At 44.8% G+C, this 13,838-nt stretch carries 16 protein-coding genes; 8 read left to right on the forward strand and 8 right to left on the reverse strand.

Annotation, left to right across the window (positions count from 1 at the left end):
* Window positions 1-7 precede the first annotated feature (7 nt).
* From accD to ACHBHN_RS03280, 4 genes are all read left to right on the forward strand, one after another.
* Complete coding sequence (accD, locus tag ACHBHN_RS03265) at window positions 8-874, forward strand: acetyl-CoA carboxylase, carboxyltransferase subunit beta (RefSeq protein WP_394733024.1); 867 nt, start codon at window positions 8-10, stop codon at window positions 872-874.
* Window positions 871-1,644: an acetyl-CoA carboxylase carboxyl transferase subunit alpha gene (locus ACHBHN_RS03270; RefSeq protein WP_172022446.1), complete on the forward strand. Its 774-nt coding sequence runs from the start codon at window positions 871-873 to the stop codon at window positions 1,642-1,644. The genes accD and ACHBHN_RS03270 overlap by 4 nt, the downstream gene beginning before the upstream one ends.
* Before the next feature lie 146 nt (window positions 1,645-1,790).
* A complete protein-coding gene (locus ACHBHN_RS03275) occupies window positions 1,791-2,453 on the forward strand; it encodes a CPBP family intramembrane glutamic endopeptidase (RefSeq protein WP_394733611.1) in 663 nt (220 codons plus the stop codon).
* 100 nt (window positions 2,454-2,553) lie between these two features.
* Complete coding sequence (locus tag ACHBHN_RS03280) at window positions 2,554-3,213, forward strand: CPBP family intramembrane glutamic endopeptidase (protein WP_394733612.1); 660 nt, start codon at window positions 2,554-2,556, stop codon at window positions 3,211-3,213.
* A gap of 37 nt (window positions 3,214-3,250) precedes the next feature.
* Here the strand turns inward: ACHBHN_RS03280 and ACHBHN_RS03285 are convergent, their stop codons facing one another.
* From ACHBHN_RS03285 to ACHBHN_RS03315, 7 genes are all read right to left on the reverse strand, one after another.
* A complete protein-coding gene (locus tag ACHBHN_RS03285) occupies window positions 3,251-3,466 on the reverse strand; it encodes a PspC domain-containing protein (RefSeq protein ID WP_105111588.1) in 216 nt (71 codons plus the stop codon).
* Window positions 3,467-3,477: 11 nt separating this feature from the next.
* Window positions 3,478-4,752: a serine--tRNA ligase gene (gene serS, locus ACHBHN_RS03290; protein ID WP_141587489.1), complete on the reverse strand. Its 1,275-nt coding sequence runs from the start codon at window positions 4,750-4,752 to the stop codon at window positions 3,478-3,480.
* Between the two features lie 214 nt (window positions 4,753-4,966).
* Window positions 4,967-5,341, reverse strand: a complete 375-nt coding sequence (locus ACHBHN_RS03295) for a DUF956 family protein (protein WP_172073680.1) — start codon at window positions 5,339-5,341, stop codon at window positions 4,967-4,969.
* A 57-nt stretch (window positions 5,342-5,398) separates the two neighbouring features.
* Window positions 5,399-6,310, reverse strand: coding sequence for a PTS system mannose/fructose/sorbose family transporter subunit IID (locus ACHBHN_RS03300; protein WP_172022450.1), 912 nt, complete (start codon window positions 6,308-6,310; stop codon window positions 5,399-5,401).
* Window positions 6,311-6,329: 19 nt separating this feature from the next.
* The gene (locus tag ACHBHN_RS03305) at window positions 6,330-7,136 is read right to left on the reverse strand and encodes a mannose/fructose/sorbose family PTS transporter subunit IIC (protein ID WP_105111591.1); all 807 of its coding nucleotides are present in this window, start codon (window positions 7,134-7,136) and stop codon (window positions 6,330-6,332) included.
* Between the two features lie 42 nt (window positions 7,137-7,178).
* Window positions 7,179-8,171: a mannose/fructose/sorbose PTS transporter subunit IIA gene (locus ACHBHN_RS03310; protein WP_105111592.1), complete on the reverse strand. Its 993-nt coding sequence runs from the start codon at window positions 8,169-8,171 to the stop codon at window positions 7,179-7,181.
* A 259-nt stretch (window positions 8,172-8,430) separates the two neighbouring features.
* Window positions 8,431-9,243: a Cof-type HAD-IIB family hydrolase gene (locus tag ACHBHN_RS03315; RefSeq protein WP_394733613.1), complete on the reverse strand. Its 813-nt coding sequence runs from the start codon at window positions 9,241-9,243 to the stop codon at window positions 8,431-8,433.
* Between the two features lie 244 nt (window positions 9,244-9,487).
* Between ACHBHN_RS03315 and ACHBHN_RS03320 the strand changes: the two genes are divergently transcribed.
* The 4 genes from ACHBHN_RS03320 to ACHBHN_RS03335 all read left to right on the forward strand — a co-directional run bounded on the left by ACHBHN_RS03320 (window position 9,488) and on the right by ACHBHN_RS03335 (window position 13,190).
* Entirely contained in the window at window positions 9,488-10,948 is a 1,461-nt protein-coding gene (locus ACHBHN_RS03320) for an NCS2 family permease (protein ID WP_105111594.1), read from the forward strand.
* An 85-nt stretch (window positions 10,949-11,033) separates the two neighbouring features.
* Window positions 11,034-11,474: a tRNA (adenosine(37)-N6)-threonylcarbamoyltransferase complex ATPase subunit type 1 TsaE gene (gene tsaE, locus ACHBHN_RS03325; protein ID WP_394733021.1), complete on the forward strand. Its 441-nt coding sequence runs from the start codon at window positions 11,034-11,036 to the stop codon at window positions 11,472-11,474.
* Window positions 11,467-11,991 (forward strand): GNAT family N-acetyltransferase, encoded by a 525-nt coding sequence (locus ACHBHN_RS03330; RefSeq protein ID WP_105111601.1) that lies wholly within the window; start codon window positions 11,467-11,469, stop codon window positions 11,989-11,991. The genes tsaE and ACHBHN_RS03330 overlap by 8 nt, the downstream gene beginning before the upstream one ends.
* A complete protein-coding gene (locus ACHBHN_RS03335; RefSeq protein ID WP_394733020.1) occupies window positions 11,991-13,190 on the forward strand; it encodes an LCP family protein in 1,200 nt (399 codons plus the stop codon). Before ACHBHN_RS03330 ends, ACHBHN_RS03335 begins: the two co-directional genes overlap by 1 nt.
* A gap of 332 nt (window positions 13,191-13,522) precedes the next feature.
* Here ACHBHN_RS03335 and ACHBHN_RS03340 read toward each other — a convergent pair whose 3' ends face one another.
* Window positions 13,523-13,837 (reverse strand): chemotaxis protein, encoded by a 315-nt coding sequence (locus ACHBHN_RS03340; RefSeq protein ID WP_105111603.1) that lies wholly within the window; start codon window positions 13,835-13,837, stop codon window positions 13,523-13,525.
* Window position 13,838: the final 1 nt, after the last annotated feature.

Here is a 13,838-nt window from a genome sequence, read left to right on the forward strand (position 1 = left end):
GAATGCTATGGCTTTGTTTCGCAAAAAGGACAAATATATCCGCATCAATCCCAATCGTTCGCGGATAGAGTCAGCACCTCAAGCAAAGCCAGAGGTGCCAGATGAACTCTTTTCCAAATGTCCAGCTTGTAAGGTCATCCTCTACAAGAAGGATTTGGGATTAGAGAAAACCTGTCAACACTGTTCCTATAATTTTCGGATTACAGCCCAGGAACGCCTGGCTTTGACAGTCGATGTCGGCTCGTTTGAGGAATTGTTTACAGGGATTGAAACCACAAATCCGCTGGACTTCCCCAATTATTTAGAAAAATTAGCAGCCACCCGTCAAAAGACAGGTTTGGACGAGGCTGTTTTGACAGGCAAGGCGACCATCGGCGGTCAGCCAGTTGCCCTTGGCATCATGGATTCGCACTTTATCATGGCTTCTATGGGCACGGTGGTCGGTGAAAAAATCACCCGCCTCTTTGAGTTGGCGATTGAAGAGCGTTTACCAGTTGTCCTCTTTACCGCATCTGGTGGTGCTCGCATGCAGGAAGGAATCATGAGCCTGATGCAAATGGCTAAGATTTCTGCAGCCGTGAAACGCCATTCCAATGCTGGCCTCTTTTACCTGACGGTCTTGACAGACCCCACAACAGGAGGTGTGACGGCTAGTTTTGCTATGGAAGGCGATATTATCCTAGCAGAACCGCAGACCTTGGTTGGTTTTGCAGGACGACGGGTTATAGAGTCAACTGTGCGTGAAAATCTGCCAGATGATTTCCAGAAGGCTGAATTTTTACAAGAGCACGGCTTTGTCGATGCTATTGTCAAACGCCAGGACTTGCCAGCGACCATCAGTCGCTTGCTGAGAATGCATGGAGGTGTCAGATGACCAGTGATGTAGCACGTATGATCCGTTTGGCACGCGACCAGGCTCGCCTGACCACCTTGGACTATGCCACACAACTCTTTGATGACTTTATCGAACTGCACGGCGATCGGAATTTCCGCGATGACGGAGCGGTTGTCGGTGGGATTGGCTTTTTAGCAGGTCAGCCTGTGACAGTTATTGGTATCCAAAAGGGCAAGAACCTTCAAGATAACCTAAAACGTAACTTTGGTCAGCCCCACCCAGAAGGCTACCGCAAGGCCCTTCGCCTCATGAAACAGGCGGAGAAGTTCGGTCGCCCCGTTGTCACCTTCATCAATACTGCTGGAGCCTATCCCGGTGTCGGTGCTGAGGAGCGAGGACAGGGTGAGGCCATTGCCCGCAACCTCATGGAGATGAGCGACCTCAAGGTACCTATTATCGCCATCATCATCGGCGAGGGAGGCTCTGGTGGAGCCCTTGCTCTGGCAGTTGCAGACCAGGTCTGGATGCTGGAAAACTCCATGTACGCCGTCCTCAGCCCCGAAGGTTTCGCCTCTATCCTCTGGAAAGACGGCAGTCGGGCCATGGAAGCAGCAGAACTCATGAAGATCACGTCATACGAGTTGGAGAAACTCCAAGTAGTCGATCGGGTGGTTTTGGAAAATGGCAGAGCGACCAAGGAAGTCTTGGCTGACATCAAGGAAAATCTGGTCAGCCAGTTGGCTTCCTTACAAGCCTTGCCACTTGACCAACTACTTGAAAACCGCTATCAACGCTTTAGAAAATACTAGGAAGACCTAGTACTTTTTTTAGGTTCTTATTGACAAGAGAATTGTATTGTTGTAAAATTGTTTTATTAGAATAATACATAGATGTTCTATACAATCCATGATAGGTTGGATGTATTCGATGGTCTGGAGTAGAAAAGGAGATTGATATGGAAACATTCAGTAAAGGTTTGAAATGGCTTGGTCAAAAATTTTGGATTTTGCTGAGAGTGTTTGGTTTCATGGTGCTAGCTGTTCTTCCAGATGCGATATTAGACCTATCTACTTCACAATGGGCTCAGTGGGGAGCAGCCTTGTTGTCCGTTGGCATCCTTGTCCTTATGTACTGGAGAGCTGAGAAGAATGGTATCAAGATTTGGGATAGCAATGTTTTAACTTGGAAAGGTCTTGGTTTAGTTGTCTTAACATTCGCGGTAGCTCAGCTGTTTAAACACCTTGGTTATTACATTATGGAACTTCAGGGGATTGAAGAAACCAGCAATGAGCTTGAATTGACAAAGTTATTAGAAAACATTCCATTTTGGTTAGCCTTTGTAAGAATAGCCTGTCAGGCAGCCATTACCGAGGAGATCATTGTCAGAGGCTATCTATTCAAAAAGCTATTTGAAAAGCACAAGATTCTGGGATTTGTAGTATCTGGTTTGATTTTTGCTTTCCTGCATGGACCAACAGATTTGGGTTCATGGATTATTTATGCTAGCCCAGGATTTTTAATGGCTTACCTCTACTACAAGACAGATTACCTTATCTATCCCATGGCAGTGCATTTTATCAACAATGCCTGGTCGGTGGTGGCATTTTACTATTTTTAGAAGGAATTAGCGGAGCAAGGATCCGCTTATAACTATAAGACAAAAAAGCCTGGAAGAGCGGGCGGGTTGTAAAACATATGAAAAAGAATAGGAGAAAAATGTGAAAAAAATAAGTCAAGGTATGGAATGGATAGGCAGAAAGATTTGGATTATCTTGAGAGCTTTTGGTTTTTTATTGATTTTTGTCATCCCAGATTTGATCCTGGAGCAGTCAAAATCGCAGATTTTTCTGCTGATTACAGGGGTTGCGACAGTGGGAATTGTGGTCTTTTTCTGGTGGCGGGCTGAAAAAAATAGCCTTCCCGTCTGGGATTCCAAGATTCTTTCTTGGTATGGCATTGCTCTCGTCATCCTAGCCTTTGCAGTTATGCAGTTGATGGATATGTTTGGCTTGTTTTTATTGGAGCTACAAGGGGCAGAAACAACTGCCAATGAGACCTTGATTATGGAATCCTTGAAAGGAGTCCCGTTTTGGCTAGCAACCCTGACCACCGCTTTATTACCGGCAGTTGGAGAAGAAGTCATCTTGCGGGGATATTTTTTCAAAAAATTATTTGGTTCCTATGTTTTGTTTGGTATTATCGCCTCAAGCCTTCTTTTTGGATTGCTTCATGGACCAACGGACATCGGTTCATGGTTGATTTATGCGGGGAGTGGTATCATTTTGTCAACTCTCTATCATAAAACAGGCTATCTGATTTATCCGATTGCAGTGCACTTGGTAAACAATCTAATCGCAACTATTTTTTATTATCTATAAAAAAGCGACTCCTTCTAGGAGTCGTCTTCTTTTGCGTTTAGTTGAGTTCAGACTTGTCTGGTAAAAGTATGGCCAGAATGATATAGGCAGTTAGAAAGGGGAGGTTGGTGACAATAGCCAAGATAATGACTACCAATCGAACGTTCTCTAATTTCCAACCGTAGTTCTCATATAGGTCAAAGTAGTCATAAAGACCTGCGATGACGCCAGCCAGTTCACCACGACTTTTGTCCTTATACCATTTCTTACTCATCTTCCTTACTCCTATGGTTTAATCACTTCTACCCCACCCATGTATGGACGGAGTACTTCGGGAATAGTAACAGAGCCATCCTCATTTTGGTAGTTTTCAAGGATGGCAGCCACGGTACGACCAACTGCTAAACCAGACCCATTGAGGGTGTGGAGCAATTTAACCTTGCCGTCAGCAGCGTCGCGGTAGCGGATTTGGGCACGGCGAGCTTGGAAATCTTCTGTGTTGGAACAGCTGGAGATTTCACGATAGGCATTTTGGGCTGGAATCCAGACTTCCAAGTCATAGGTCTTAGCAGCTGAGAAGCCCATATCGCCTGTGCAGAGGGCTAACACGCGGTATGGCAAACCTAATTTTTGAAGGATATTTTCTGCATTTGCCGTCATTTTTTCCAATTCATCATAAGACTGTTCTGGTGTGGCAAATTTGACCATTTCAACCTTGTGGAATTGGTGGAGGCGGATCAAACCACGGGTGTCACGACCAGCAGAACCAGCTTCAGAACGGAAAGATGGACTCATAGCTGTGAAGTAGATTGGTAGGTCTTTTTCTTCCAGGATTTCGTTACGGTAGTAGTTGGTCAATGGCACTTCCGCAGTTGGAATGAGGACGAAGTTGGTGTCTGCCAACTCGAAAGTATCTTCCTTGAATTTCGGATATTGTCCAGTACCAAACATAGAGTCATGGTTGACCATGTAAGGTGTGATGATTTCCTGGTAGCCTTCTGCGATATGCTCGTCCAACATGAAGTTGTAGAGGGCACGCTCCAAGCGGGCACCCAAGTTTTTGTAGAAGAGGAAGCGGGCTCCGGTTACTTTTGCCCCACGTTCCCAGTCCAGAATGTCTAAGTCTTCGCCCAGGTCCCAGTGTGCTTTTGGCTCGAAGGTAAACTCACGAGGAGTTCCCCAGCGGCGAACCTCTACGTTTTCTTCTTCATCTGCTCCAACAGGAACTGAGTCATGTGGCGTATTTGGAAGCACAGTGAGAATAGCGTTCAATTTTTCATCGATTTCCAAGAGTTGAGCGTCCAAATTTTTCACGTCCGCAGACAATTTTTGCATAGCCGCAATCTTGTCGTCAGCATTTTCCTTGTTGCGTTTCGCTTGGGCAATCTCCGCAGAAACGGTGTTGCGCTCTGCTTTTAATTCTTCAACAGTAACCAAGATTTCACGGCGTTTTGCATCCAATTCCTTGATGTCTGCCAAGGTTTCGGCAGCCACACCACGAGTAGCTAACTTTGCAGCCACTCCATCAAAATCTGTACGAATGCGTTTGATATCTAGCATAGTTGTCTCCTTTTGAATAAAAAACACAGAATGAGAAATGCTGGAGCGATAGTTACCGCGGTTCCATCCAGCTTCACATTCTGTGCACTTTAAGTATGTCATTTTTAGCCAACGGTAGAATTTCACAACTTTTTCCTATCTGCTCACAGCGACCGCAGACTTTCTGAAAGGAGCAAGTAGCTACTTATCCGTTTGGTTTATTATACTTGATTTTTTATTTTTTGGCAAATAAATTTGAAAATTTTTGACCAATTGTCTGTAGAAGAGTTGGTAATTTCACAACTTTTTCGTTGCCAATATGGTCACGAGCAATTTTTAAAATCTTTCCAGAATCCTTAGAGGCGAAAAGAAATTTGCCACTGTCTGTATAAATTTCAAAATGACGGCTGATTTTCTTGCCGGATACGTTAGCACCAATTTTATCTATATTTTTCCAAGGGATTTGGACAAAATTTTCGACATTATTATCGGCGTAAAATTCCAGAGCCTGGTCGCCTAGCAGAAATTTTCCAACGGTTGAACCGGCCAAGCTAAGATAGGAGACGCCGGTCGTAGATAGTTCTACCGTTTTATTTAAGGATTGTGCCATGGATACCTCACTTTCCCTTCAATTATATCAAAAACCCCGCAGAAGCGGGGGATTGAATTACATAATACCAGCTACACGAGCTAGGATACCAAAGATAAAGAGTCCAACGATGATCGTGATTGGGGATACTTTTTTCTTAAGCAACCACATGCAGAGGAAGGTCAAGAGGAGGTTCATAATTCCTGGAATCAAGTCATCCAAGTTTTGTTGGAAGGTAGTGACTTTAGTTGGTGTTTGTGATAAACCTTGGCCAACCAATTCAAAGGCTTTTTGGATACCTTCGCTACCTGCAGGCAATTTGTCCCATTCAATATAAGCACCTTCTGAGAGAGGAACTTCAGAGACATTGAAGTTGAAGCCGATAGATACCCAACGTTGAGCAAGGACGGCTAGGATGAACATACCGAGGATGGAAGCACCTTTTGTGATGTCTTGGAGGATGCCGCCAGACATGTCTTTGGTAATTTCCTTACCAGACTTATAACCAAATTCCTGTGTGTACCAGAGGAAGGCCATACGGATAGCGTTCCAACCAAAGAAGAAGATGAGTGGGCCTATGATATCTCCACCAATCGCCAAGGAAGCACCCAAGGCACCGAGGATTGGACGTACTGTGAACCAGAAGACAGGGTCACCGATACCGGCAAGAGGTCCCATCATACCGATTTTTACCCCTTGAATAGCTGCATCATCGATTTCCGCACCGTTTGCACGCTCTTCTTCAAGGGCAAGGGTTACACCGACGATAGGAGCTGCAACGTATGGATGGGTATTGAAGAATTCCATGTGGCGCTTGAGGGCAGCGATTTGGTCTTCTTTTTTAGTGTAGAGTTTTTTGATGGCAGGTACCATTGTATAAGCCCAGCCTAAGTTTTGCATCCGCTCATAGTTCCAAGAAGCTTGGAGGAAGGTTGAACGCCACCAAATCGCCTTGCGGTCATTTACTGAAAGTTGAATTTTCTCTGTCATGATGTGTCATCCTTTCTTTTTAGTAGTCTTCTAAGATATCGCCGATTGGATCGTTAGAAACAGATCCACCACCGTTGCCGCCTTTTTTAGAAAGGTTGAGGTAGATGAAGGCAAGAGCCACCCCGATTGCACCAAGAGCAATCAAGGTCAAGTCGCTAACTGCTGCGAGGGCAAAACCGATAGCAAAGAAAGGCCAAACTTCGCGAGTTGCCATCATGTTGATAACCATAGCGAAACCTACGGCAACCACCATACCACCACCAACGGCCATACCACCTGATAACCAAGCTGGCATTGCATCTAGAGCATTTTTAACAGCTTCAGTTGGGATAGCTAAAAGAGCAGCAGCAGGAATAGCAATACGCAAGCCTTGCATTGAAAGGGCAATCAGGTGGTAGCGCTCAAGGGCACCGAAGTCACCACGTTCTGCAGCAGCGTCCGCACCATGTACAAGGGCAACAGATGCTGTACGGACAAGCATGGTCAAGAAGAGACCGGCAACTGCAAGAGGGATAGCAAGGGCTTGAGCAACGGAAATCGCTTCAGGAGAAGCATCACCACCCTTGATCAGGATGATAGCAGCTGCTACGGAAGCCAGAGCTGCATCGGGAGCAACAGCGGCACCGATGTTGGCCCAGCCAAGAGCGACCAGCTGGAGGGTACCACCGAGGACAACGCCAGCACCCAAGTTACCTGTCACAAGACCGATAAGCGTACAAGCAACGATTGGTTGGTGGAATTGGAATTGGTCTAAGATTCCTTCCATACCCGCAAGAAAGGCCACAATAACGACCAAGATTGCAGAGATAATTGTAATTTCTGTCATGAGGATAATCCTTTCATATTTTATCTATCACACATAGAGAATCTATTTGATGTCGACTTTTTTAATCAACTCAAAGAGATCTTTCGGCGAGTCGTTTGGTACCTTGCGGACGTCAAACTTGACACCTAATTCACGCAAACGTTCGAATGTTGCAACATCGTCCTTGTCCATTGACAATACGTTATTGACCATGGTTTTCCCAGTTGAGTGAGCCATAGAACCGACGTTGAGTTCCTTGATTTCCACCCCACCTTCGATAGCTTCAAGAGCTTCTTGTGGTGTTTCAAAGAGAATCAAGGCATGTGTGTTACCGAAGCGAGGATCTTTTGCAGCCTCAATCAATTTCTTGATTGGCACAACGTTGGCCTTGACATTACCTGGTGCAGCTTGCTTGATCAATTGTTTGCGAAGGTCATCTTGTGCAACAGTGTCAGACGCAACGATAATACGGTCTGCTTTGGAAGCAGGTGTCCATGCAGTAGCAACTTGTCCATGCAAGAGACGGGTATCGATACGGGCCAGGTTGATTTTCAACTTGCCGTCACCAATAACTGTACCTGGTGGGATAGCACCTTGAGGAGCAGTAGGAGCGGGAGCGGTAAGAGGTGCAGCTTCAGCAGGTTGCAATTCCTCAGGAAGGACTTTCACGCCATCCTTGGCTTCCTTGATGATATTTGCGGCAACTTCTTCAACACCTGCACCAGCGTTAATCAAACGCTCTGTGTAGGCTTGAATCAGCATTGGCAAATTGAGACCGGTGATGATGGCTACTTTGCGCTCTGGATGTTCCCCAGCTAAGCGGCTCGCTTGGTTAAAAGGCGAACCACTCCAAAGGTCAGCCAGCACCAAGACTTCATCATCTGCGTCAAATGCGTCAAGGGCGTTATTGAGCTTTGCATAGAGATCATCTGGACCTTCACTTGGCATAAAAGTAACAACTTGTACTTTTTCTTGTTCGCCAAAGATCATGGAGCCAGACTGATGAATGCCAGCTGCAAATTCGCCATGACTTGCAATAATGATTCCAATACTCATTATTGTACCCCCTAAAATTTTTCTTGTTCTATGGTAGCGATTGGAAAAGGCTTTCATAGAACCAACTTACTTATTATAAATCGCTTTCATTACTTTGTCAACCAATTTTGTGACAATTTTTGCAATCTTTCTGAAAAGTTACACATTATTTCTTGCATATTATAATGATATAAAATTGATAAAACTTGATAAAACTTGCTTCATACAAGGAATAAAAGAAAAAGGATTAGAAATATAGACTTTTCAAACCTTTTTATCCTTATAAAAATAATTTTTCCAATTCTCTGGCAACACCGTCTTCAAAATTAGCGAATTCGGTCAATCGATCGGCATGGGGGCGTAGTGTGTCGCTGGCATTTTTCATGGCGTAGGCCGTTCCGGCCAAGTCCAGCATCTCTATGTCATTGTGTTCATCACCAAAGGCAACCAAATCTTTTGGACTGGCCTGCATCTGGTCGAGCAGATAGGTTAGGGCAGTGGCCTTGTTTACTCCCTTGGCACAGGTTTCTAGGATATTGAGCGGACCGCCCCAGGTATTGATTTCCAGTTCGTTATGGAAGTGGGCCTTTATTTCCTTGGCCAGTTGATACTTGTCAGCTGCTCTGGTCTGCATGAGGATAGAGTGGGGGTCGCTGGTGATCAATTCTGGCCTAATCAGGGTTTCAGGGGTGATTTGCTCAACTCCCATTAAAGCTGGGTCAATCTTGTCCAGATGATCCTGGGTAATAAAGAATTTATTCTTGTATTCGCCTGCGATGAAGTCCGCCTCAAAGGTAGACTCTTCCTTTAAAAATTCCAATAGGTATTTTTTATCAATCAGAATATTCTTTTCCCAAGCCCATTTTTTCTCCGGAATATGGATGAGGGAACCATTGAAGTTAATCATGGGTGTATCCAGCTTGAGCTGATGGTAAAATTGGTCAGCCATACGGTAAGGGCGACCTGTTGCGATGATGACGGTATGGCCAGCTTGGCGTACTTTTTGGATGGTCGCAATGGTATAGTCAGATAGCTGACTTTCCTTGTTTAAGAGCGTTCCATCCAAGTCCAGAGCGATGATTTTTTTGGTCATACCGGTCACTTCCTTCTAGCATAAAATAAGTACTGTTCAGTATAACAGAATCAGGAACTATTTGCAAAAATACTTATCTTTTTGATGAGACAGGCTTATATCACTTAGAATGTTCGTTATTTACGAATGAATAACTGTGATTTTACAAAAAATAACGCTTTCAGCATTAAAATTCTTGAATTGTGAATATTTTTTGTTTATAATTCAAGTATCGTTCGTAAATTAAAAGGAGAGAAACGAAAAAATGGATAAATTTTTCAAACTTAAAGATCATGGGACGACTGTTTCAACTGAAATCATGGCAGGTCTTACGACATTCTTCGCTATGTCTTATATCTTGTTTGTGAACCCTAGCATCCTCAGTGTTGCAGGCATGCCTTCTCAGGCAGTTTTCTTGGCAACCATTATCGCTAGTGCGGTGTCAACTTTGGTTATGGGTCTCTTTGCCAATGTACCTTATGCATTGGCGCCAGGTATGGGTCTCAACGCCTTCTTTACTTATACTGTTGTTATTGGACTTGGTTTCACCTGGCAGGAAGCTTTGGCAATGGTATTCCTTTGCGGACTCTTCAACGTCTTTATCACAGTGACCAAGGTTCGTAAGAGCATCATCAAGGCTATTCCAATTAGCTTGCAACATGCTATCGGTGGTGGTATCGGGGTTTTCGTAGCCTACCTTGGCTTCAAAAATTCAAACCTAATTACCTTCCTGACGTCAGCTTCGGATATCATCACAGTTAATGGGGTTGCTCCTGCTGATGCGACAGCTGAAACCTTCTCAAACGGTGTCTTCTCCGTGTTTGCAGGTGGTGGCGTTGTTCCAGCCATCTCAACCTTTACAGATCCAAGCGTTCTCTTGACTGTTTTTGGTCTTCTCTTGACTGCTGTCTTGGTCATTAAAAATGTTCGCGGTGCGATTTTGATTGGTATCATTGCTACGACTCTTGCGGGGATTCCAGCTGGTGTGGTTGATATTTCTGCTATTGATTTTGCCAACAATAATATTGGTTCTGCCTTTGCTGAGCTTGGCACAACCTTCCTAGCAGCCTTTGATGGCATGGCTTCACTCTTTGCGGACTCTAGCCGTTTGCCACTAGTATTGATGACCATTTTTGCCTTTAGCTTGTCAGATACTTTTGATACCTTGGGAACCTTCATCGGTACTGGCCGTAAGACAGGCATCTTCTCTGAGGAAGATGAGAAGGCGCTTGAAAATAGTACAGGCTTTAACTCTAAAATGGACCGTGCTCTCTTTGCAGATGCTATCGGTACGTCAATTGGTGCGATTTTTGGTACGTCAAATACGACAACTTACGTGGAGTCTGCGGCTGGTATTTCTGCAGGCGGACGTACTGGTTTGACAGCTGTGACAACTGCAGTTCTCTTCCTATTATCTATCCTCATTTTGCCATTCGTTGGTATCGTGCCAGCAGCGGCAACTTCACCAGCTTTGATTATCGTCGGCGTGATGATGGTATCCAGCTTCCTTGATGTGGATTGGCAAAACTTTGAAGATGCGCTTCCTGCTTTCTTCGCTGCCTTCTTCATGGCCCTTTGCTTCTCTATCTCTTACGGTATTGCGGCAGCCTTTATCTTCTATTGCTTGGTAAAAGTTTCGACTGGTAAGGCAAATGAGATTCACCCAATCCTCTGGGGTTCAACAGCACTCTTTATCTTGAACTTCATTATCTTAGCGATTATCTAAAGCAACTTTGAAACTGGGGAGACCCAGTTTTTTTTGTTGGGTAAGACCATGACAAACTAGGGGAAGCTATGCTATAATGCTAGATATGTATAGTCAAAATGAACAAGAATTACAAGCTATTGGAAGAAAACTAGGAGAATTGCTTAGGGCAGGGGATGTCCTTGTTTTATCAGGTCAGCTAGGTGCTGGGAAAACGACCTTGACCAAGGGAATTGCCCTGGGACTGAATATTGAGCAAATGATAAAAAGCCCAACCTATACCATTGTAAGAGAGTATGAGGGTCGTCTGCCACTCTATCATTTAGATGTCTATCGGATTGGTGATGATCCGGATTCCATTGACCTAGATGATTTTTTGTATGGCGATGGGGTGACTGTGATTGAATGGGGAGAGTTGTTAGATGCCTATCTCTTGGACGATGTCTTGACAGTTCGTATTGCCATCGAAAAGGACGGTCGGAGGTTGGAGTTTAATGCGTCAGGACCGCGTAGTGCCCAATTGAAAGAGTTGTTAGATGATTGTTGAGAAGGAAATTTATTTTCAGGAAGCAGAACCAGCTGATGCCCAATCCTTTATTGACTTTATGAACCAGGTCGCAGGTGAAACCGATTTTCTTGTCATGGATGAGACGGGGTTTAGGCTTGGAGTCCAAGATATCGAAGATATTTTTACGGCTTGCATAGAAAATCCTCGGGAGCTGCAGTTGCTGGCCAAGTTAGACGATGAAGTCATCGGAGTAGTGTCGGTCAAGTCCTCCAGTCAGTTTCGTATTAGCCATATCGGAACTATTTTTATTGCAGTTAAAAAAGCCTACTGGGGACAGGGACTGGGTTCCATCCTGCTGGAGGAAGTAATTCATTGGGCTGAGGAAATGGATTTGCTCAAGCGTTTAGAATTGACGGTTCAGGTCCGCAACCAAAGAGCAGTGGCTTTGTATGAAAAATTAGGCTTCAAGATTGAAGGGACTCTGGCAAGGGGAGCTAGAACAGATGAGGGAGATTGGCTAGATTTGTATTCTATGGCCAAGTTAATAGGTGAATAATGAAAATAGGAACTAAAATTTTATTGATGTTCTTGTCCATTCTAGCATTGACAATCGGGACAGGAGCAATCTATACCGCGACTTTTTTGAATTACTCGACCGGGGAGATTGCAAAGACTTTTCGCTCTATCGGTAACCGAGAAGATGAAGGGATTATCGAGGCTACTGAGCCCTTGACCATTCTTTTGATGGGGGTGGATACCGACCAGGCAACTCGGGGTCTGGACTGGGAAGAAGGGCGGAGTGACTCCATGATTTTGGTGACGGTCAATCCTCTAACTAAGAAAACAACCATGATGAGCTTGACGCGTGACATCATGGTAGAGATAGCCGATAAGAATGATCGTTCTAGTGATAAGATTGAGAAGTTGAATCACTCCTATGCCTATGGTCAGGCGGCCATGTCCATTGCGACCATTGAGAAGATGATGGATATTACCATCAATCGCTATGTCGAAATCAATATGGATGGCCTGGTGGAGCTGGTTGATGCCATTGGTGGTATCAAGGTCAACAATACCTTGGGCTTCCCGATTACTATTGATGAGTATGAACCTGCCTACACAGCTGTCGTTCCACCTGGGGAGCAATTGGTCAATGGAGACCAGGCCTTGGTTTATGCCCGGATGCGTTACGATGATCCGGAGGGAGATATTGGTCGGCAGAAGCGGCAGCGTGAGGTTATCCAGGCCCTGGTGACCAAGCTCTTGCAATTGGATGGATTTACGCAGTATAAAAAGATTTTGAAAGCTGTCTCTAAGCACATGCGGACGGATTTTGTGATTTCAAATTCAACCATTCCTAGTCTTCTGGGCTATAAGGATGCTCTGAATCAGGTTGAATCCTACCAATTGGGTGGTGAAGGTCACACAATTGACGAGTTGTCCTACCAGATCCCGACGGCGGCCCATGTTTTGGAAATGCAAAATGTCCTCAAGGAATCCTTGGGCTTGCCAAAAGTTTCTAAAATCAAGACCAACATCAAGGTTTTGGAATATCTCTTTGGACAATCCAGTCCAATCGAGGTCCTCAATGCCTATACTAATGATATCGAAGTTGAAGCCAACGGTGAAACCTACGAACCGGAAACAGCGCCAACCTACGATATTGACTATAGCCAAACAGAGACCTCTAAGTCAAGAGATTCGGAGTCCAGTCAGGTCGAAACCTCTTCTAGCTCAGCAGAAGGTGGCCAGTGATAGACAATCTCGAGTTTGTACATAGAAAGAAGCCTAGGCAAAAAGTCTAGGCTTCTTTCTTTAGTTCGTGTCAACATATCAGCGCAGTGGTTGATTGGCCTCCAACAGTCTCACCCCAGACTATTTTTTGATACGAACAGAGTTCGCTCAATTTCCAACCTCCAAAGGTTCCCCGAACCTTTGAAGCTATGCGGTGTGGAGTTAAAGGCTCCTGTGGAGGTTTTAAGCTCGAGCCAAGAAATAGGAACGCGAGGCGGTCTGGGGATAGACCGTTTTAGGTCAACAACAAGAAATAGAGACTTGTTGACGAACTCTTCTTAGCTTTGACGAGTTCATTCCCGCTCCCAATGTTGAGAATCTTCTGTTTTGTATTTATCAGTAAATTTTTGGATTTCAGTCAGGTTGCCTGCGATACTCTGCTGGTAAACCTTTAGTTGGTACTGTAAATCCTTGCTGAGCTCCTGGACAGGCGCCTTGAATGAATTGAGCAGGGCTAACTGGTCTGTTATTTTCTGCTTATCTGCCTGGATACGTTGGACCAGTTCTTTGGTTTCTTTAGCCTCTGCAGCGATTTCCTTGCGGTGTTTTACAGCCTGGTAGGCCAAATGAGCAGCTCCGACGGCTAGCAGTAGGTGGCGAAGTTTCATG

Origin of the sequence: Streptococcus sp. A22, assembly GCF_043674215.1 — a bacterium.
GTDB classification, from domain to species: Bacteria; Bacillota; Bacilli; order Lactobacillales; family Streptococcaceae; genus Streptococcus; species Streptococcus suis_V.